Raw genomic sequence first — 19,635 nt, 5'->3', positions numbered from 1 at the left:
GCCAATTATAGTCCTCGCCACAAACTGCTGCACTGCACAAGTCGTGCCGGCTGGCTGGCTGAGCGATCATGTTTCCATGATCGCACCGCAGCGCTAGTCAAGCAAATTGTTTTTCATTGCGTAATAGGTCAAGTCACTGTTGGATTGCAAGCCCATTTTTTCCATGATGCGCGTACGGTAAGTACTCACCGTCTTGATGCTCAGCGACAAAGCGACACCGATATCGGACACGGTGGCGCCGCGCGCCAGGCGCAGGAAGACCTGGAACTCGCGGTCCGACAATTCCGTGTGCAGCGCGGCATTCGTGTCGCGGTCGAACGATTGCGCCAGCAATTCGCCCACGGTGGAGCTGACATAGCGGCGCCCCTGGAACACGGTGCGCACGGCCGTCATCAGCTCGTCGGCCTCGCATTCCTTGTTCAGATAGCCATTCGCGCCCATCTTGAACAGGTTCAACGCGTATTGCTGCGCGGGATAGCCGCTGAGTATCAGCACGGGCAATTCCGGCTGGCCCTGGCGGATCGTGCGCAAGGTATCGATGCCGCTCTGATCGGGCATGGCTATATCGAGCAGCAATACATCGCAAATTTCGCGGCGGGCGATATCGAGCGCTTCGCGCCCCGTACCGGCTTCCGCCACCACACTGAAATCGCTCGACGACGAAAAAATCTGTTTGAATCCAGCTCGTACTATTTGGTGATCATCACAAATGGCAACGCGTATCATTGTTTCCCCTTAAATTTTCCTGGCCTGGGAAAGACTACCGGAACCTGAACGCTGCTCCGGCTTAGCGTCACTAACAAAAACGCAACATTAACATTATATTCAAAATATGGCGCGCAGTACGGTAGCGTCAGCGCCAAGGCCGAGCGCCCATGCAGTATAGTCAACTTAGTCAACTGCTACCGGACAACCCCACCTATATTGGTACAAATCTTATTTTAGCAAGTTTAAAATCGCAATTAATTCATTGCGTATCCACACGCGGTCCAGTGGCGCTTCCTGCGGCGCGACGGGCACGGCCGGCAGCACTGGCAGCTCGTCGGCGATGGCATGCGATGCGCCACGACTATCGAGCTTGTTGCGGGCACCGCTGATGGTAAAACCTTGCTCGTACAGCAATTCGCGGATGCGGCGTATCAACAGCACCTCATGGTGCTGATAATAACGGCGGTTACCACGTCGTTTGACCGGCTTGAGCTGGGAAAACTCCTGCTCCCAGTAGCGCAATACATGCGGTTTGACGCCGCACAACTCGCTCACCTCGCCGATCGTGAAATAGCGTTTCGCCGGAATGGGCGGCAAGGCGATCAACTCGGTTTTACTGATGCGCTCGTTCATCGCCACTCACTCAGGCAGCACGTGCCAGCGGACTGGTCTCTTCGACCATGCTTTTCAGCTTCTGGCTCGCATGGAAGGTCACGACGCGGCGCGCCGTGATGGGAATCTCTTCGCCCGTCTTCGGATTGCGGCCCGGCCGCTGCGGCTTGTCGCGCAACTGGAAGTTGCCGAAACCGGACAGCTTGACGGCCTCGCCCCGTTCGAGCGCATTGCGGATCTCGTCGAAAAAGGTCTCGACCATATCCTTCGCTTCGCGCTTGTTCAGGCCCACCTGCTCGAACAACAGTTCGGCCAGTTCCGCCTTGGTCAAGGTGGGTAAATCTTTTTCCGCTTCCTGGCGCACTTTGGCAACCAGCATGGCCCGATGCAGATCTGCGGCCAGTGCGGACTGCAGTACGGCGGAATCAACGTCGCTGTTATTAATTTTCCTGCCCTGCCTTTTCTGTGCGCCCGAGCTCGCCACATGGCAAGCTCGTCTACGGTTGACGACGGAAAGGCCGTCACGCAAGGCGACGGCCAGTCCGGTAATTACGAACGCAGTTTCGCGTCGTGGCCCTGCTTGGCCGCATCGACCAGGACGGCCATCAGGCCATCGACGACATCGTCTTGCAGGGTGTTTTGAGTATCTTGCAAGCTAATCCGGAAAGCAAGGCTTTTTTCATCCGCTTCCAGCCCTTTTCCACGATATTCATCAAATAAAACAATGGCTTGCACGATACGCGCTGCCGGGCTCGACTTGGAGGCGGCGTGGAAGCTGTCGAGCAGATCCTGCACGGCCACCGATTGCTTGACGACCACGGCCAGGTCGCGGCTGGCGCCAGGGAATTTCGAGATTTCCTGGTACACGGGCACGACTCGTTGCGTCAGGGCAGCGGCGTCGACTTCGAACAGCACAGGCGCCAGCGGCAAGTCATACTTTTGCATCCAGCGCGGGTGCAGTTCGCCGATGAAACCGATGACCTTGCCATCGAGCTCCACGTTGGCCGAACGGCCCGGATGCAGGGCCGGATGCTCCGCCTTGCTGAAACGCAAGACCAGCGGCGCGAACAGCGCTTCCAGATCCGCCTTCACGTCGAAGAAGTCGACCGTGCGCGCAGCCTGGCCCCACTGCTCGTCGGCCACCGCGCCGTAAGCCATGGCCGCCACGCGCTTCGGCTGGGCGTAACCGGCCACCGACAGGGGACCGTTTTCCACGCTGTCGTCGCGCTGGTAGATGGCGCCCACTTCGAAGATGCGCACGCGGTTCGTCTTGCGGTTCAGGTTGTAGCGCACATTGGCGATCAGGCTGCCAATCAGCGAGGAGCGCATCACGCTCATCTGGCTGGCGATCGGGTTCTGCAATTTGATCGGATTCGTGTTGCCCGAGAAATCGCGCTCCCATGCCGTATCGACAAAGCTCATGTTAACCACTTCCTGGAAGCCCAGGTCGGCCAGCTCATGACGTACCGCAAACAAGGAGCGGGTATTTTCTGGTGCAATCTGCATCACGTTCGCGGCCACGGGCGGCAAGGTCGGGATGTTTTCAAAGCCGTACACGCGCGCCACTTCCTCGATCAAGTCTTCCTCGATCTCGATGTCGAAACGGTAGCTGGGCGAAGTCACGGAAAACACGCCGTCCGCCAGGGTGAATGGCAGGGCCAGGCGCGTGAAGATATCGGCGATCAGCTCATCGTTGAGCGGCACGCCGATGACTTTTTGCGCGCGCGCCGTGCGCATCGACACAGGCTGGCGTTGCGGCAAGTTCACCACGTGGTCGTCGACGGGGCCGACGGTCGTGGCCGGCGTGCCGCAGATTTCCACGATCAGGGCCGTGATGCGCTCGATGTGCTCGACGGTGGTGGCGAAATCGACGCCGCGCTCGAAGCGGTGCGCCGCATCGGTCGAGAAATTCAGGCGGCGGGCGCGGCCTTGAATGGCGTTCGGCCACCAGAAAGCCGCTTCCAGGTAAATGCTGTCCGTATCGTCCGATACGGAGCTGGCGTCGCCGCCCATGATGCCGGCCAAGGATTCGATTTCCTGCTCATCGGCAATGACGCCGAGCCACTCGTCGACGGCGATGGTGTTGCCGTTCAACAGCTTGACGGATTCGCCCGCCTGGCCCCAACGCACGTCGAGGCTGCCGTGGATCTTTGCCAGGTCGAACACGTGGCTGGGACGGCCCAGTTCCAGCATGACATAGTTGGAAATGTCGACCAGGGCCGACAGCGGACGCTGGCCGCTGCGCTCGAGGCGCTGCTTCATCCAGTCCGGCGTGGCGGCACGGGCGTTCAAGCCGCGGATGACGCGGCCCGTGAAACGGCCGCACAGGTCCGGCGCGCTGACTTTCACTGGCAACACTTCATCGCTGGTGACAGGCACGGTGCGGAACTGCGGCGCATTCAGGGGCACGCCCGTCAAGGCCGACACTTCGCGCGCCACGCCCAGCACGGACAGGCAGTCCGCCTTGTTCGGCGTCAACTTGATGGTGAATTTCAAGTCGTTGAGCGCAAAGTAATCGCGGAAATTCTGGCCGATCGGCGCGTCGTCCGGCAACTCCATCAGGCCGGCGTTTTCTTCCGACAATTTCAATTCGCGCGCGGAGCACAACATGCCTTGCGACTCGACGCCGCGCAGCTGGCCTACCTTGATTTCAAACGGCTTGCCATCGGCGCCAGGCGGCAGCACGGCGCCGGCCATGGCGCACACTACTTTCAAGCCAGGGCGCACGTTCGGCGCGCCGCAAACGATGTTGAGCATGGTGCCCGTGCCGACGTCGACCTGGCACACATTCAGGCGGTCCGCGTTCGGATGTTTTTCCATCTCCAGGACCAGGCCCACCACCACGTTCGAGAACGGGGGCGCGACAGGATCGACGTCCTCGACTTCGAGACCTGACATGGTCAGCAGATGGGCCAGTTCGTCCGAAGTCATCTTCGGATCGACCATGGTACGGAGCCAGTTTTCGGAAAATTGCATAATCAAGCCTTCAAAGGGTCAAAGCTCACAGCGCGAGCGCACAGGCGCTCAAGCGCCATGAATCAAACGGAACAATGCTTAGTTGAACTGCTTCAGGAAACGCAAGTCGCCTTCATAAAACAGACGCAGGTCGTTGATGCCGTAACGCAACATCGTCAAGCGTTCCAGGCCGGAGCCGAAAGCAAAACCGATGAATTTCTCGGGATCGAGGCCGAAGTTCTTCACCACGGTCGGATGCACCTGGCCGGCGCCCGACACTTCCAGCCAGCGGCCTTTCAGCGGGCCCGAACCGAAGGCGATGTCGATCTCGGCCGACGGTTCCGTGAACGGGAAGTACGACGGGCGGAAGCGCACTTGCAGGTCGTCCGTTTCGAAGAAGGCCTTGACGAAATTCAGGTACACGCCCTTCAGGTCGGCAAAGCTGATATCTTCGGCGATCCACAGGCCTTCGACCTGGTGGAACATCGGCGAATGGGTGGCGTCGCTGTCGACGCGGTAAGTGCGGCCCGGCGCGATGACCTTGATCGGCGGCGTGTGCGTGCGCGCATAACGCACCTGCATCGGGCTCGTGTGCGTGCGCAGCAGCAAGGGCTTGCCATCGGTATCGTTGCCGTCGATGTAGAAAGTGTCTTGCATGGAACGGGCTGGATGGTTTTCCGGGCTGTTGAGCGCCGTGAAGTTGGTCCAGTCGTTCTCGATTTCGGGGCCGTCGGCCACGTCGAAACCGATGGAGCGGAAGATTTCCTCGACACGCTCCCACGTGCGCATCACGGGATGGATGCCGCCGGGCATGCGGCCACGGCCTGGCAGGGTCACGTCGATCGCTTCGGCGTTCAGACGGCCTTGCATCTGGGCATCGGCCAGCGCATCACGGCGCGCCGTCAGCGCGTCCTCGATCTGCACTTTGACGGCGTTGATCAAGGCGCCTTGCGCCTTGCGCGCGTCCGGGTCCAGCTTGCCCAGGCCCTTCATCATTTCAGTAATCTGGCCAGTCTTGCCCAGGTAGCGGGCTTTGGCGTTTTCAAGTGCGGCAGCGTCTGCGGCGGCGATAAAGTCAGCCTGGGCCGAGACGACGAGTTCTTCTAGGGAGTTCATGCGGCATTTCCTGTTTTGGACATCAATTCTGGACTCAGTTATCTAAAATCCAACAATCAAAAACGGAAACGGGGCATAAGGTGTTAAAACCCCTGCCCCGCTCTTTATGACGACCGACCTAATCTGCTGCGCGTCGTGATCTACGGTTTGCGATGCTCACCGTACTTTCGTACGGTTGCGCTTCTCGACCGCAACTCCCTTCCGCTCGCGACGATTTTGTCGGTCGCCGTTCTAACGTCACCCTACGGATGACGTTGTGCAATGACCGATGCTTACGCAGCGATTTTTGCTTTAACTGCGTTGACAATCGCAGCGAATGCTGGCTTGTCCATCACAGCCATATCGGCCAGGACTTTACGGTCCAGTTCGATATTTGCTTTTTTCAAGCCGTTCATGAATACGCTGTACGTTACGCCATGCTCACGGGAAGCGGCGTTGATACGGGCGATCCACAGGCGGCGGAAAACGCGCTTCTTGTTGCGGCGATCGCGGTAAGCGTATTGGCCAGCGCGCATAACTGCTTGCTTGGCAACACGGTATACACGGCTGCGGCGACCACGGTAGCCTTTAGCTTGAACAAGAATCTTCTTATGACGGGCACGAGCTGTAACCCCACGTTTTACTCTAGGCATAGTAACTCCTTAAATTGAGTGTGAGATTAAGCAGTCGGCATCATGCGCATGACGGATGTGACATCCGATGCGTTGATGTTACGGGTACCGCGCAACTGACGTTTGTTTTTGGTGGTTTTCTTGGTCAGGATGTGGCGTTTGAACGCGTGACCCGACTTGACTGTTCCACCTGGACGCACGCGAAAACGTTTTTTCGCGGAGCTTTTGGTCTTCATTTTAGGCATAGCAATCTGTCCTCTTACGGACAGCTCCATTTATAACAGGATTGCAGGTGGCAACACGACGCTGCGCTTAGATGCCTGCTTTCACATGTTGTGCAGCGGATGCGAGTCCACTACAGTTCACGCGGCCCGGACATTGCTGACCGGGCCGCGCAAATTCTGCCTGGGGTTTGACACCGCGCCAATGCCGGCGCGAGCAGTTTCCACCCACAGTAAAACGCTATTGTATCTTACTTCTTCTTCTTAGGCGAAAGAACCATGATCATTTGGCGGCCTTCCATCTTCGGGAACTGCTCGACCTGGCCGTACGGCTCCAGATCGGCTTTCAGACGTTCCAGCATGCGGAAGCCAATATCCTGATGCGCCATCTCACGACCGCGGAAACGCAAGGTGATCTTGGTTTTATCGCCATCTTCGAGGAACTTGATGAGATTACGCAACTTGATATTGTAGTCACCATCATCAGTCCCCGGACGGAATTTGACTTCCTTCACGAGGATGATCTTTTGCTTCAATTTGGCTTCGTGAGCTTTCTTTTGCTCCGAATACTTAAATTTGCCGTAGTCCATCAAACGGCACACCGGTGGCTGCGCGGTAGGCGCAATTTCCACCAGGTCGACGTTTGCCTCTTCCGCCAGGCGGAAGGCTTCAGCCAAACTTACGATACCGAGTGGCTCGTTATCGACCCCGCTTAAACGCATTTCAGGGGCAGTGATTTCGCCATTGATGCGATGTGACTTGTCAGTAGCTATTGTAATTTCCTTTAAAAATCTTGTAAGACGGTCGTGCAGCGAGTTTCCTCGTCAGGCCTTGGTGTCGACTTCATGTTTGAGTCGCTCAATCAGGGCATCGACGGACATGACGCCCAGATCGACATTGCCCCGCGCCCGCACGGCCACTGTATTCGCATCCCGCTCTTTGTCGCCAATTACTAAGATGTAAGGCAATTTTTGTACGGAATGTTCACGTATTTTATAGGTAATCTTCTCGTTACGCAAATCAGCCTGTACGCGCAGCCCCGCTTTGCGCAGTTTTGTTGTAACTTCCTGTACATAATCGGCTTGAGCGTCGGAAATATTCAACACCGACACTTGCACCGGCGACAACCACAGCGGCATGGCGCCCGCATAGTGTTCGATCAGGATGCCGATGAAACGTTCCAGCGAACCGACGATCGCGCGGTGCAGCATGATGGGCACCTGGCGCGTGTTATCCACGGCCACATATTCGGCGCCCAGGCGACCCGGCATCGACGGATCGATCTGCACGGTGCCCACTTGCCATGCGCGGCCCAGGCTGTCTTTCAGGTGGTATTCGATCTTCGGACCATAGAATGCACCCTCGCCCGGCAATTCCGTCCACTCCACGCCGCAGGCGCGCAGGGCCGAACGCAGGGATTCCTCGGCGAAATCCCACGACTCTTCCGTACCGATGCGGTTATCCGGGCGCAGCGCCAGTTTCACGTCGATATTCGTAAAGCCGAAAGCCGTGTACACATCCATCGCCTGCTGGTGGAACGCCGTCACTTCGCCGGCGATCTGCTCTTCCAGACAGAAAATGTGGCCATCGTCCTGCGTAAAGCCGCGCACGCGCATCATGCCGTGCAAGGCGCCCGACGGTTCGTTGCGGTGGCATTGGCCGAATTCGCCGTAGCGCAATGGCAAGTCGCGGTAGCTGCGCATGCCATTGTTGAAAATCTGGATATGGCCAGGGCAATTCATCGGTTTCAGCGCATAGGCGCGGTTTTCCGATTCCGTGATAAACATGTTTTCACGGTAATTATCCCAGTGGCCGGTTTTTTCCCACAGGCCACGGTCGAGAATTTGCGGCGCCTTGACTTCCTGGTAGCCATTGACCTGGTACACATTGCGCATGTATTGCTCGACTTGCTGCCAGATCGACCAGCCTTTCGGGTGCCAGAAGATCAGGCCAGGCGCCTCTTCCTGGAAATGGAAGAAATCGAGCTGCTTGCCCAACTTGCGGTGGTCGCGCTTTTCCGCCTCTTCCAGGTTATGCAGATACAGTTCCTGGTCTTCCTTCTTGGCCCAGGCCGTGCCGTAGATACGCTGCAGCATCTCGTTTTTCGAGTCGCCGCGCCAGTAGGCGCCAGCCAGCTTCATCAGCTTGAAGACTTTCAGCTTGCCCGTCGATGGCACGTGGGGGCCGCGGCACAAGTCCGTGAACTTGCCTTCGGAATACAACGACACTTCCTGGTCGGCCGGGATCGAACCGATCAATTCAGCCTTGTAGGCTTCGCCGATGCCCTTGAAGTACTCGATGGCTTCGTCGCGCGCGACAACCTTGCGCGTGACTTGCTCATCCCTCTTGGCCAGTTCCGCCATTTTCTTTTCGATCGCGACCAGGTCTTCCGGCGTGAACGGGCGCTTGTAGGCGAAGTCATAGTAAAAACCGTTGTCGATCACGGGACCGATGGTCACTTGCGCTTCCGGGAACAATTCCTTGACGGCATACGCCAGCAAGTGGGCCGCCGAGTGGCGGATCACTTCCAGGCCATCGGCGTCCTTGTCCGTCACGATCGCCAGTTCCGCGTCTTGCTCGATCAGATAGGACGTATCGACCAGCTTGCCGTCGACCTTGCCGGCCAGGGCAGCCTTGGCCAGGCCGGTACCAATATTGGCCGCAACCTGGGCCACGGTGACCGGGCCGTCAAATTGACGGGCGGAACCATCGGGAAGTCGGATTGTAAGCATATTGATCTCCATATCGGCGCTGGCGCCAGGTAAAACTGCAATGTGATGGGCAAATAACTGAAAGGAAAACGCAGACGCAAAAAAACGCGGACTAGCCGCGTTTTTCACTTTCTTGAGACAAAGGAAACCCGTTCGACTAGCGTCACTCCCAAAGCTTGGTAGTAGTTCGCGGTGTCATAACCGGTTTTACCTTTCTCTCTAACTGCATTCTGGTGGGCGGTGAGGAATTCGAATCCCCGACCCCTTGGATGTCGACCAAGTATTCTAACCAGCTGAACTAACCGCCCGTAAAACTTTTGTTGATCATTGTATTTCAAATGACCGCTTGCGGCTTGCGCCAGCTTAAAACTCTTGAAAACTGCTTACTGCTAAATTCTGGTGGGCGGTGAGGAATTCGAATCCCCGACCCCTTGGATGTCGACCAAGTATTCTAACCAGCTGAACTAACCGCCCCGAAGACCAGCATTATAGAGAGGCTTTCCCAGAATGACAAGGGCTCTTTTACAGGAAACTTTAATCATTTCTCGGGGCGTCAGCCCCCTTTATATAGAGAGGGCCCGGCACACGCGGAATGCCGCTAGAATCGCGGCATGAACTCCACCCTATTCGCCTGGCTGAAAACCCTGAGCCGCATCTGCGGTTTTGAAACGGCCGACTCTTTCCCGCCCGGCCACCCGTATGCGCGCACGCGCTGGGATGCCGCGTATTTCGATATCGCCTCCGACGTAAAACCCGACGAGATGGAACGGCGCCTCTGCGCAGCCATCGCCAACACGCCGAGCGTCTTCGCCTATATCACCAATCCCACGCCGCGCATGCAGCGCGCACTGCTGAACGTGATCCACGACCGGCTGCGGCGCCAACCGGGCGCAGGCGCCACGGACCTGGTCTTGTTATTGATCAATGCCTACGCCAGCGAGCACATCATGGAAGCCGTGCCTGGCCTGCGCGCCCTGATCTTCAACACTGCACATGAAGAGACGAACCTGCGCGTGCATGCCATCCTGGAACTGCTGGTGGGCACGCCGCGGGGACTGGACGTGATCGACATGTAATCGTCACGCATGATTCGCGGGAACATAGCGCGCCCGCAAGCGCATGAACGGCGTTTCCACCAATCTATATAAGAGCCAGCCCGTGGCGATGCTGACAGCGATACTGACCAGTATTGCGGTGAGGCCATCCGGCCCGTAGCCAAAGTCTTGCAACAAGGGCCGTAGCAGGATGCACAGCTGCTTGTGCAGCAGGTAAATCGCATACGACCACAGGGCCAGGCTGGCCGCGCCCGGCACGCGCAATTGATACAAAGCACTGGCAGGACTCAGCGCGGCGATCAGCAATAAGGTAAAACTGGCGGCCAGGGCCGGATAGCCGAACACCGTCACCCAATAACCATAGTGATCGGCGACGAACACGTAAAACATCAGCGCCGTGCCAAAGATTCCCGCCAGCAAGGTGCGATTGCCATAAGACGTCAGGCGCAGCCAGGCGCCAGGGTGGTAGTTTTTCAGCAGCGCCAGCGCCACGCCCGCCACCAGCTCGTCGAAACGGCACCACGACGCGTAATAAATGTATTTGTAATAGCCGAGGCCGCCTCGCGGCACGTGCACGTATTCATCCCACAGATAAGCACGCAGCAGCATGCCGACGATAAAGCTGGCGGCCACGGCCACCCACGCCCACAGCAGGGACTTGCGGCAAGCCGCGATCGCCAGCGCCACGGCCGGCAGCAGCACGTAGAACTGCTCTTCCACGCACAAGGACCACGCATGGGAAAACGCCGTGCCCGGCGTCAGATTGATGTTTTGCGTAAACGTCAGGAATTTCCACAGGGGAAGTAGCGCGCTATCGCCGCGAAACGCGGGCCACAAATAATACAGGGCCAGCACGGCATAGAAACTGGGCAAGGTGCGCAGGAAACGGCGCGCATAGAAGCGCGGCAAGGAAAAGCCTTGCTCGCTGCGCAAGGCCGCAAAGATCTGGTTGCCGATCAGGTAGCCGCTGAGGGCAAAGAACAGGTCCACGCCCGTCCAGCCGATTTCTCCCCAGAAACCAAACGCCCCGCCCTCGCTGACGAACAACACATAATGGTTCATGAAGACCAGCACGATGGCCAGCGCGCGCAAGGTGTCGAGGCCGTACAGGCGGGAAGGATGGGACGTACTGGTCATGGAATCGGCAAGGGAAAACAACATTGGCGCCGATCATGCCATGCCGGGGTGGGCGATGGGTACATTCCTGGCGACATTTTTACGGGTGCCTGCCGCGAATCCCGCTAAAATATGCCGACCCCGCTTTCCCTTCCCTGATACCAATAGGATATGTCCAGCATGAGCAGCGCACTCCACTTCAAGTCCATCAACTACACGGGCCAGGGCAGCGGCCCGCGCCTGATCGTCACCGGCGCCGTGCACGGCAATGAAACCTGCGGCACCAAGGGCATCCACCGCGTGATGGCTGAACTCGACAGCGGCGCCCTGTCCATCGTGGCCGGCAGCGTCACTTTCGTGCCCATCACCAACCCGCTCGCTTACGCCAAGGGCGTGCGCAGCGGCGACCGCAACCTGAACCGCAACCTGTTCCCGAACGACGATCCGCAAGATTTCGAAGACCGCATCGCCAATTGGCTGTGCCCGCTGCTGGGCCAGCACGACGTGCTGCTCGACTTGCACTCATTCAATGCCGACAGCCAACCCTTCGTCATGGTGGGACCGCGCAACAACGACGGCCCGCTGCAACCTTTTAAACATGAAGAAAAGGAACGCGCGCTGGCGCGCCGCCTGGGCGTGCGCCGCTTCGTCGACGGCTGGCTGCATGCGTATGGCCAGGGCGTGCAGCGCCGCCTGGGCAATAGTGACCAGGTGGGCCTGGTCTTGCGCTACGGCGTGGGCACCACCGAATACATGCGCTCGACGGGCGGCTATGCGCTCACCCTGGAATGCGGCCAGCACGCGGACCCGGCCGCGCCGGATGTCGCTTACCGCGCCATCATGAACACCTTGGCTTTCCTCGGTTTCATTGACGTGCCGCAACCGGAAGCCATCGCCGACGCCGACATGGAAGCGCTGAACATGGTCGTCGTGCACGACAAACTGCATGCAAGCGACCGCTTCATCAAGACCTGGTCCAGCTTTGACAAGGTCAAACAGGGCGAGCAGATCGGCGTGCGCGCAGACGGCACGCCCGTGACGGCCGAATTCGACGCCTATATCCTGTTCCCCGACGTCAATGCGGCGGCCAATGCCGAGTGGTATTACCTGGCGCGGGTTGCCAGCAGCTTTTGATTAGAGCCTATTCCAGTAGGGAGCGTCATCTGCTGGCAGTTCATCAGGAGCGCGGACAAGGCGTGAGGAGGACGCGTGGCGAGCCACGCGACGACGATCAACGCAGTCCCCGCTTCTGAGGGGCGCCAGCAGGGGATGTATTCATCTACTGGGATAGGCTCTTAGTGCCCGACCGACTTGGAGAACAAGTTAATGACGAGCACGCCGGCAATGATCAGCCCCAGGCCAATCAGGGCCGGCGTGTCCAGGCTTTGCTTGAACCAGAACCAGCCGACGGCGGAAATGAGCACGATGCCCACGCCCGACCAGATCGCGTACACGATGCCGGTGGGAATGACCTTCAAGGTCAGGGACAGGCACCAGAAGGCGATGCTGTAGCCAAGCACGGTAATGACGCTGGGCCACAAGCGGCTGAAGCCGTCGGACGCCTTCAAGGCGCTGGTGGCGATCACTTCGGCGATGATGGCGATGGCAAGGTAGAAATACGTCATGGCGAGACTCATGCTGGCATCCTTTATTGGGGGCTGAGCAATTTCAAGCCCAGGATGCCCGACACGATCAGGGCGATGCAGGCGATGCGCGCGGCGCTGGCCGGTTCGCCCAGCACCATGATGCCGAAGATGGCCGTGCCGACGGTGCCGATGCCCGTCCAGATGGCGTACGCCGTGCCCAGCGGCAAGGTACGCAAGGCCAGGCCCAGCATCACCACGCTGCCCAGCATGGAAATAGCCGTCAGCACGGATGGCACGAGGCGGGTAAAGCCGGCACTGTATTTGAGGCCGATGGCCCAGCCGATTTCCAGCAAACCAGCCAATACCAAAATAATCCACGCCATCGTACTCTCCTGAGGCGGCAGGGTCGTCCCCGCCATGCAGCCCCGTCATCGAGCGGGGTCGTCCCCACAGGAGCAAAAGGAAAAGTATACCATCGGGTGAAAAGGCTTGCCGCCAGCACATTTTTCTAGTGCGGCCGCTCCAATCGAAAGTTGCCAAAAAACATGCACTTGGCAGCATAATTGGCGCATCCATACACTCTCGGGAACAATGATGCTGCTACTGGCCCAGATTCTTACCGCCCTCATCCTGCTGCTGCACGTGTATATCGTGCTGCTGGAAACCGTGCTGTTCGATGTGCGCGGACGCAAGGTGTTTGGCCTGTCGAAGGAAAAAGCGGAGATCGTGCGTCCCGCCATGTCGAACCAGGGTTGCTACAACGGTTTTCTCGTCGCGGCGCTGGCGCTGGGCTTTTTTCACCCGGACGCGGCTATCGCCCATGCGTTTACCGTGTTCGGCCTGGCGTGCATCGCCGTGGCCGGCGCATGGGGCGCGGCCACCGTCATGACGCGCATCCTCTACCTGCAGACGGTGCCTGCCGTCATCGCCTTGCTGCTGTTCCACTTCGCCTGATCCCCGCCGGGGCGGCCAGCCGGCCGCCCTACCCCACTCCATGCCGCCGGCGCATACCCCAAATGGGTGATGTTTCCAAAAAACATGCCCGATACAATTCCTTGTAGCAAAGATACCACCAGACACATGGTGGCAAGTCACCGTCCACAGGGAAAATCATGCAAGCACATCCAACCACCTTTGCCGTCACTTTGCTCGGCTGCCTCATGCTGTCCGCCTGCGGTGGCGGCGGCAGCGCCGACAGTGGCTCGGGCGGCGGTTCCACCAGCGCCAGCGGCGGCACCTCGTCCACCTGCCAGTACAACAATCTGATCAGTGATACGGAACGCAAGCAAGCCAGCGCCTGCGGCATCCAGGTATCGGGCAACTACGCCCAGGCCGATTCCGGCTATGACAGCGTGATCGCCGCCTGCAAGCAGGGCGAAAAGGCCAAGGCGGATACCTACTACAGCGGCACGTACCAGAAAATGGTCGACTACGCGCGCTCCGTGAGCAAGGAACTCGGCTGCGGGCAAAACAACGGCGCCACCTTGCCCAACAACACCGTGGCCAGCAACTACAATTTCTGTGTCAAAAGCACCACCGTCAATGGTAAGCTCAGCTATGAAGGCGCTTGCTACGGCCCTGTCAAATCCGGCGAAGGGGGCTGCGGCAGCGGTTATAACTATGTGAGCCAGTACGCCAGCCTCAGCACGTGCACCTCCGGCGGCAAAAGCTGGCTGGAATCGCGCTAGGGAAGCCGGGCGGCCGCTGCCAAGGCCGCCCGCGCCATGCCTTGTCCACCGCTTGCCGCCATGAGGATCGCCAATGACGCCATCGCTCGCCGTCGCCAGCCAGGCACTGATTACCCTGATCTACGAAGCGGCCACACAACATATCCAATGGCAAGATTTCCTTGCCGCCTTTGCACGCCAGCTGAAATCGCACGCGGGTTTGATCTGGGCCAATGATTTCAACAACCGCTCGGTCGACGTCCAGCTGCCCGGCAGCGGCCTGTCCGCCACCTATGGCTTCGAAACGGATGCCATGGCCAGCTTTGCCAGCTATTACGGCGCGCGCAATGTCTGGCTGGAAGACGCCACCCTGCACCACGAAGGCGCCGTCGTCACCGGCTCCATGCTGTTTCCCGACCATTGCCTGAAGAAAACCGAATACTGGAACGACTGGCTGCGCCCGCAAGACATCTTTTATACGGCGGCGGCCATCGTCGAATTGCGCGCCGAACGCTCCACCAACGTCACCGTGGTGCGCCGCGAACGGGCGGGCGCCTACGAGGCGGGCGAACTGGCGCTGATCCGCAGCCTGATGCCGCATTTGCAGACGGCCTTTGCCCTGCAGCGCAAGCTGCGTCGGCTGGAAGTGCTGTCCCGGAGTTCCACCCAGGTGCTGGAATTGCTGCCGTTTGGCGTGCTGCTGCTCGACGCCACGTCGCAATTGCTGTACGCCAACGAGCGGGCGCTGGCCATGACGGCCTCGACGCGGCTGCTGCAGTTGCGTGAAGGCGCGCCCCTGTATTGCCCGCGAGAAGCGGACAACGGCGCGCTGCGGCGCATGCTGCATGAGGCGGCGCAAACGGGCACGGCGGCGGCAGGCGGCCCCGGCGGCGTGCTCAACCTGAGCGGCTTGACGGGAGAACAGCTGCGCCTGCGCGTCACGCCCCTGCCCTCCTGGCACAGTCCGTTCGGCTCGGCCAGCGCCATCGCCGTCTTTCTCAGCGATAGCAGCGACCTGATCACCTCCCTGGCCGCCACCCTGCGCAATTTCTATGGCATGACGGTGGCCGAGGCGCGCCTGACGGAAGCGCTCGTCAATGGCTATTCCCTGCAGGAATACGCCGAACGCCAGCGCATTTCCATCCACACGGCGCGCACGCAGATCAAGAGCGCCACCGCCAAGGCCGGCGCCCAGCGCCAGGTGGACCTGGTGCGCATCGTGTTGACGAGCCCGGCCGTGCTGCAGCGCAATCCCCTTCCCGCCTGAATCCGTTCAAAAACGCGCGCCGCCAGCACGCTTTTCATTTATATCGTAAGATAGATATATCGTAAAACAGCGATATTAGAATTGAATAACTACGATATATACATCGCTGAAAAGCGAATTGTATGTTCAGGAGAAACAATATGGATATCGACGCCATCCACAAGGCGCTGGCCAATCCGGTGCGCCGGCAGATTTTGCAATGGCTCAAGGAGCCGGAACAGTATTTCCAGGAGCAGGACCACCCGCTGCACCTGGGCGTGTGCGCCGGCCTGATCGACCGCCGCCTGAACCTGTCGCAATCGACGGTCTCGGCGCACCTGGCCAGCTTGCAAAAGGCGGGCCTGATTTCCGCAACCAAGGTGGGCCAATGGAGTTTCTTCAGCCGCAACGAAGCCACCATCCAGGCCTTTCTCGATCACATGCAGCAAGGTTTGTAAGCACAGCTTTCATCTCGATAACTCTGTCTCAACGCCGCTCGACCGGCCCCAACAAGGAAATGATAATCATGGCAACTTTATTCGACCCCATCACCATTGGCAGTCTGCAACTGAAAAACCGCATCATCATGGCGCCGCTGACGCGTTCGCGCGCCGGCAATCCGGGCCGCGTGCCCAACGCCCTGATGGCCGAGTACTACACGCAACGCGCCTCGGCCGGCATGATCATCTCGGAAGCGACGGCCGTCACGCCGCAGGGCGTGGGCTACGCCGACACGCCGGGCATCTGGTCCGAGGAACAGGTGGAAGGCTGGAAACACATCACCCGGGCCGTGCATGACGCTGGCGGCCTGATCGTGCTGCAGCTGTGGCATGTGGGCCGCATTTCCGCCCCCGTCTTCCTCGATGGCGACTTGCCCGTGGCGCCCAGCGCCGTCAAACCGGCCGGCCACGTGAGCCTGGTGCGCCCGAAACAGGAGTTCGTCACGCCGCGCGCGCTCGATACGGAAGAAATTCCCGGCATCGTGGCAGCCTACCGCCTGGGCGCCGAAAATGCAAAAAAAGCGGGTTTCGACGGCGTGGAAATCCATGGCGCCAATGGTTATTTGCTCGACCAATTCCTGCAAGACAGCACCAACTTGCGCACCGACAACTACGGCGGTTCGATTGAAAACCGCGCCCGTTTGATGCTGGAAGTGACGGACGCGTGCATCGAAGTCTGGGGCGCCGACAAGGTGGGCATGCACCTGGCGCCGCGCCGCGACGCGCACGACATGGGCGACTCGGACCCGCGCGCCACCTTCGGCTACGTGGCACGCGAGCTGGGCAAGCGCGGCATCGCTTTCATCTGCGCCCGCGAAGCGCTGGGCGAAGACCGCCTGGGTCCGTACCTGAAGCAGGAATTCGGCGGCGTGTACATCGCCAACGAGAAAATGGACAAGGCAGCGGCCGAAGCCTTGCTGGCCAAGGGCGAAGCCGATGCCGTCGCCTTTGGCCTGTGGTTCATCGCCAACCCCGACCTGCCCACCCGCCTGCACAGCGACGCACCCTTGAATCCGCTGAACCCGGACACCCTGTACGCGCCGGACGCTGCCGGCTACACGGACTACCCGGCGCTGGCGGCACAAGCCTGAACGGCAAGCTGAGCGGCACCCTGAAAGCCCCCTGAGCGGCACTGCGCCGCCCATTCCCCCCCTGGCGGCGGACGCAACGATACCAACGCACTGACTGCGTGACGATCGCCGCGTCCGCCGCTTTTTTATTGACGCCGCCGCGCCGTTCCCTCACCTTCAGCGCCATCGGCGCCGTGCCGGCCGGGCCGGGCGGCGCGCCTGCACGCTGCTGAAGACGCGGCGTATCACCTCGACCGGTACCGCGTGCTCGCGCAAATACGCTGTCGCCACCGTCCGCCCCAGTGCGTGATGGAAAGCGACGCCCCGCTCGACGAGCTCGGCCATCACCTTATCCGTTCGCACATTCTCCCCATTCACCTCATCGATGCTGTTTTTCATGCCATGGCTCCCTGTCGGGTGGATCAACACTGCATGAAGTTTTGACCACATTGTGCGCATTTAGTGCCCGACACGCAGGTCAAGCATCGTTAAAATAGCAGCAGCAACGGCCCCGACACCGCATGAATAGCGGCCTCGGCTGCTTGTCGCCATCGCCAGCCCCGTATAGAATGCCTGCGCAGAATTTTGCTTCAAGGAAAATGGCCACCAGCGCCATCCCATTAAGAACAGTGTCACTGAAGGGTATCAATGGACGATTTATTTGTACAAGCGGGCGACTTGCCGACCTGGCACCAGCGTTGCGCGCTGCGCGTGCTGCACCTGTTTGGCTGGCGCATGCGCTTCCGTCCCCTGCCGGGGCCGCGCGGCATCGCCGTCGTCTACCCGCACACGTCCAACTGGGATTTCATGGTGGGCCTGTTCGGCAAATGGGCGCTGTCGCTGCCCTTCCGCTGGCTGGCCAAGGATTCCCTGTTCCGCGGCCCCATGGGCAAGGTGCTGCGCTACCTGGGCGGCGAACCCGTCGACCGCAGCACCACCAGCGGCACCATTCAGCGCCAGGCCGAACGCATGCTGGCCGCCGACTGGTACTGGCTGGCCATCACGCCGGAAGCGACGCGCAGCTACCGTCCGAACTGGAAAAGCGGCTTTTATCACCTGGCCGTGGCGGCCAAGGTACCGCTGTTGCTGGTGTACATCGACTACCCGAACAAGGTGCTGGGCGTCGTCGACCATTTATATTTGACGGGCGACAAGGATGCCGACATGGCCGCCATCGCCGCCGTGTATGCGGGCCACCAGGGCTTGCACCCGGAAAAGGCGGCGCCCATCGTGCTGTCGGAGCGCCGTCCCGGTTCTTAATTCAGTCCCATCAACACCACGCCGGCGGCCGTCAAGACCACGCCGGCCACGCGCAGCATGCGCTCGGCCAATACCTGGCCCAGGAAACGTCCCGCACCCAGCAAGACAGCCGAGGCCAGCATGAAGCCGCACGCGGCCGAGGCGGCCGGCAATTCCTGGCCGTGCGCATTGCCATGCGCCAAGGCAAACACGCCCACCAGGCCCATGCCGAGCCAGTTCGGCAAGGCCAGCGCCAGCGCGATGGCCAGCCCCACCAGCGCCACCGTGGCGGCGATGCCCGTTTCCAGCCCCGGCACCGTCAATCCCACCATGCCGGCCAGCGCGCCCAGCAGCATCATGCCGAGAAAAGTGACGGGCTGGGCCAGGCCGCCGCGCTGCTGGCCGCCCCAGATGCCCACGCCCAGCATGGCCAGCAAATGGTCGATGCCCGTGAACGGATGGGCGAAACCGGCCAGGAAGCCGGCGCTCTCTCCATGACCGGGATGGGCCATGGCGGGCAAGGCCAGCAGGAACAGCGCCGCCACGGCGGCCGTTTTCTTCATCAATCTTGCTCTCATTGCAACTCCTTGCCTGGTTGATCGAGCAAACCTTGCTCGCGGATAAAATCGATAACGATCTGCACGCCGTCGCCGCTGCGCAGGTTGGTAAACACGAAGGGACGCTCGCCGCGCATGCGCTTGGCGTCCTGCGCCATGATGTCTAGGTTGGCGCCCACGTAGGGCGCCAGATCCGTCTTGTTGATGATCAGCAAATCGGAACGCGTGATGCCGGGCCCGCCCTTGCGCGGGATCTTTTCGCCGCCAGCCACGTCGATCACGTAAATCGTCAAGTCCGACAATTCCGGGCTGAAGGTGGCGGCTAGGTTATCGCCGCCCGATTCGACCAGGATCAAGTCGAGATTCGGAAAGTCTGCTTGCATGCGCGCGATGGCTTCCAGGTTGATCGACGCATCTTCGCGGATGGCCGTGTGCGGGCAGCCGCCCGTTTCCACACCCATCAGGCGCTCGGCCGGCAAGGCATCGGCGCGCAGCAGGATTTCCATGTCTTCCTTGGTATAGATGTCGTTCGTGATGACAGCCATGTCGTAGCGTTCGCGCATGCCCTTGCACAGCATTTCGCACAGGGCCGTCTTGCCCGAGCCGACGGGGCCGCCGATGCCGACGCGCAGAGGGTTTGAGGTAATCGATGTCATGTTGTAGTC

At 60.0% G+C, this 19,635-nt stretch carries 23 protein-coding genes and 2 tRNA genes; 8 read left to right on the top strand and 17 right to left on the bottom strand.

Annotated features, from left to right (window positions below):
- Positions 1 to 93 precede the first annotated feature (93 nt).
- The 11 genes from CLU94_RS23610 to CLU94_RS23560 all read right to left on the bottom strand — a co-directional run bounded on the left by CLU94_RS23610 (position 94) and on the right by CLU94_RS23560 (position 9,408).
- A complete protein-coding gene (locus CLU94_RS23610) occupies positions 94 to 726 on the bottom strand; it encodes a response regulator (RefSeq protein WP_034783185.1) in 633 nt (210 codons plus the stop codon).
- Between the two features lie 210 nt (positions 727 to 936).
- Positions 937 to 1,341 (bottom strand): MerR family transcriptional regulator, encoded by a 405-nt coding sequence (locus CLU94_RS23605; RefSeq protein ID WP_099667408.1) that lies wholly within the window; start codon positions 1,339 to 1,341, stop codon positions 937 to 939.
- 10 nt (positions 1,342 to 1,351) lie between these two features.
- Positions 1,352 to 1,699 (bottom strand): integration host factor subunit alpha, encoded by a 348-nt coding sequence (locus tag CLU94_RS23600; RefSeq protein WP_010399205.1) that lies wholly within the window; start codon positions 1,697 to 1,699, stop codon positions 1,352 to 1,354.
- 170 nt (positions 1,700 to 1,869) lie between these two features.
- Positions 1,870 to 4,296 (bottom strand): phenylalanine--tRNA ligase subunit beta, encoded by a 2,427-nt coding sequence (gene pheT, locus CLU94_RS23595; protein ID WP_099667407.1) that lies wholly within the window; start codon positions 4,294 to 4,296, stop codon positions 1,870 to 1,872.
- Between the two features lie 78 nt (positions 4,297 to 4,374).
- Positions 4,375 to 5,391 (bottom strand): phenylalanine--tRNA ligase subunit alpha, encoded by a 1,017-nt coding sequence (gene pheS, locus CLU94_RS23590; protein ID WP_034751917.1) that lies wholly within the window; start codon positions 5,389 to 5,391, stop codon positions 4,375 to 4,377.
- A gap of 272 nt (positions 5,392 to 5,663) precedes the next feature.
- Positions 5,664 to 6,023, bottom strand: coding sequence for a 50S ribosomal protein L20 (gene rplT, locus CLU94_RS23585; RefSeq protein ID WP_010399214.1), 360 nt, complete (start codon positions 6,021 to 6,023; stop codon positions 5,664 to 5,666).
- Positions 6,024 to 6,049: 26 nt separating this feature from the next.
- Positions 6,050 to 6,247, bottom strand: a complete 198-nt coding sequence (gene rpmI, locus CLU94_RS23580) for a 50S ribosomal protein L35 (RefSeq protein ID WP_038493025.1) — start codon at positions 6,245 to 6,247, stop codon at positions 6,050 to 6,052.
- A 227-nt stretch (positions 6,248 to 6,474) separates the two neighbouring features.
- Positions 6,475 to 7,035: a translation initiation factor IF-3 gene (infC, locus tag CLU94_RS23575; protein WP_205711303.1), complete on the bottom strand. Its 561-nt coding sequence runs from the start codon at positions 7,033 to 7,035 to the stop codon at positions 6,475 to 6,477.
- Positions 7,036 to 7,047: 12 nt separating this feature from the next.
- Positions 7,048 to 8,955 carry a threonine--tRNA ligase gene (gene thrS, locus CLU94_RS23570; protein ID WP_099668459.1) on the bottom strand — a complete coding sequence of 636 codons (1,908 nt, stop codon included), beginning with the start codon at positions 8,953 to 8,955 and terminating at the stop codon, positions 7,048 to 7,050.
- 210 nt (positions 8,956 to 9,165) lie between these two features.
- Positions 9,166 to 9,242 (bottom strand) — tRNA-Val (locus tag CLU94_RS23565).
- A gap of 89 nt (positions 9,243 to 9,331) precedes the next feature.
- A tRNA-Val gene (locus tag CLU94_RS23560) sits at positions 9,332 to 9,408 on the bottom strand.
- Between the two features lie 137 nt (positions 9,409 to 9,545).
- Between CLU94_RS23560 and CLU94_RS23555 the strand changes: the two genes are divergently transcribed.
- Positions 9,546 to 10,010, top strand: coding sequence for a hypothetical protein (locus tag CLU94_RS23555; RefSeq protein WP_099667406.1), 465 nt, complete (start codon positions 9,546 to 9,548; stop codon positions 10,008 to 10,010).
- Between the two features lie 3 nt (positions 10,011 to 10,013).
- Here CLU94_RS23555 and CLU94_RS23550 read toward each other — a convergent pair whose 3' ends face one another.
- The gene (locus CLU94_RS23550; protein WP_180278747.1) at positions 10,014 to 11,126 is read right to left on the bottom strand and encodes an acyltransferase family protein; all 1,113 of its coding nucleotides are present in this window, start codon (positions 11,124 to 11,126) and stop codon (positions 10,014 to 10,016) included.
- A 150-nt stretch (positions 11,127 to 11,276) separates the two neighbouring features.
- Here CLU94_RS23550 and CLU94_RS23545 point away from each other — a divergent pair, with 150 nt between their 5' ends.
- On the top strand, positions 11,277 to 12,239 hold the full coding sequence (locus CLU94_RS23545; protein WP_099667405.1) for a succinylglutamate desuccinylase/aspartoacylase domain-containing protein: 963 nt from the start codon (positions 11,277 to 11,279) through the stop codon (positions 12,237 to 12,239).
- 161 nt (positions 12,240 to 12,400) lie between these two features.
- Here the strand turns inward: CLU94_RS23545 and CLU94_RS23540 are convergent, their stop codons facing one another.
- Entirely contained in the window at positions 12,401 to 12,730 is a 330-nt protein-coding gene (locus CLU94_RS23540; protein WP_099667404.1) for an SMR family transporter, read from the bottom strand.
- A gap of 23 nt (positions 12,731 to 12,753) precedes the next feature.
- Positions 12,754 to 13,074 (bottom strand): quaternary ammonium compound efflux SMR transporter SugE, encoded by a 321-nt coding sequence (gene sugE / locus CLU94_RS23535; RefSeq protein WP_034783172.1) that lies wholly within the window; start codon positions 13,072 to 13,074, stop codon positions 12,754 to 12,756.
- Positions 13,075 to 13,282: 208 nt separating this feature from the next.
- On the opposite strand from sugE, the gene CLU94_RS23530 reads away from it, so the two are divergent.
- The 5 genes from CLU94_RS23530 (at position 13,283) to CLU94_RS23510 (ending at position 17,195) form a co-directional block, all read left to right on the top strand.
- Positions 13,283 to 13,645 carry a DUF1304 domain-containing protein gene (locus CLU94_RS23530; RefSeq protein WP_373610383.1) on the top strand — a complete coding sequence of 121 codons (363 nt, stop codon included), beginning with the start codon at positions 13,283 to 13,285 and terminating at the stop codon, positions 13,643 to 13,645.
- A gap of 158 nt (positions 13,646 to 13,803) precedes the next feature.
- A complete protein-coding gene (locus tag CLU94_RS23525; RefSeq protein WP_099667403.1) occupies positions 13,804 to 14,379 on the top strand; it encodes a hypothetical protein in 576 nt (191 codons plus the stop codon).
- Between the two features lie 73 nt (positions 14,380 to 14,452).
- Positions 14,453 to 15,625 carry a helix-turn-helix transcriptional regulator gene (locus CLU94_RS23520; protein WP_099667402.1) on the top strand — a complete coding sequence of 391 codons (1,173 nt, stop codon included), beginning with the start codon at positions 14,453 to 14,455 and terminating at the stop codon, positions 15,623 to 15,625.
- 140 nt (positions 15,626 to 15,765) lie between these two features.
- Positions 15,766 to 16,062, top strand: coding sequence for an ArsR/SmtB family transcription factor (locus CLU94_RS23515; protein ID WP_034751927.1), 297 nt, complete (start codon positions 15,766 to 15,768; stop codon positions 16,060 to 16,062).
- A gap of 68 nt (positions 16,063 to 16,130) precedes the next feature.
- Positions 16,131 to 17,195, top strand: coding sequence for an alkene reductase (locus CLU94_RS23510; RefSeq protein WP_099667401.1), 1,065 nt, complete (start codon positions 16,131 to 16,133; stop codon positions 17,193 to 17,195).
- A gap of 156 nt (positions 17,196 to 17,351) precedes the next feature.
- On the opposite strand, the gene CLU94_RS23505 is transcribed toward CLU94_RS23510, so the two are convergent.
- A complete protein-coding gene (locus tag CLU94_RS23505; protein WP_077406246.1) occupies positions 17,352 to 17,573 on the bottom strand; it encodes a hypothetical protein in 222 nt (73 codons plus the stop codon).
- A 249-nt stretch (positions 17,574 to 17,822) separates the two neighbouring features.
- Between CLU94_RS23505 and CLU94_RS23500 the strand changes: the two genes are divergently transcribed.
- Positions 17,823 to 18,434, top strand: a complete 612-nt coding sequence (locus CLU94_RS23500) for a 1-acyl-sn-glycerol-3-phosphate acyltransferase (protein WP_099667400.1) — start codon at positions 17,823 to 17,825, stop codon at positions 18,432 to 18,434.
- Here the strand turns inward: CLU94_RS23500 and CLU94_RS23495 are convergent.
- Entirely contained in the window at positions 18,431 to 18,991 is a 561-nt protein-coding gene (locus CLU94_RS23495; RefSeq protein WP_257218960.1) for a HupE/UreJ family protein, read from the bottom strand. The genes CLU94_RS23500 and CLU94_RS23495 overlap by 4 nt on opposite strands.
- The gene (gene ureG, locus CLU94_RS23490; RefSeq protein WP_070258073.1) at positions 18,988 to 19,626 is read right to left on the bottom strand and encodes an urease accessory protein UreG; all 639 of its coding nucleotides are present in this window, start codon (positions 19,624 to 19,626) and stop codon (positions 18,988 to 18,990) included. The genes CLU94_RS23495 and ureG overlap by 4 nt, the downstream gene beginning before the upstream one ends.
- Between the last annotated feature and the right edge of the window lie 9 nt (positions 19,627 to 19,635).

This window comes from Janthinobacterium sp. 13 (assembly GCF_002749695.1).
GTDB classification, from domain to species: Bacteria; Pseudomonadota; Gammaproteobacteria; order Burkholderiales; family Burkholderiaceae_D; genus Janthinobacterium; species Janthinobacterium kumbetense.
Note: the sequence above shows the minus strand (reverse complement) of the source record. Positions and strands in the feature narration are given on the sequence as shown.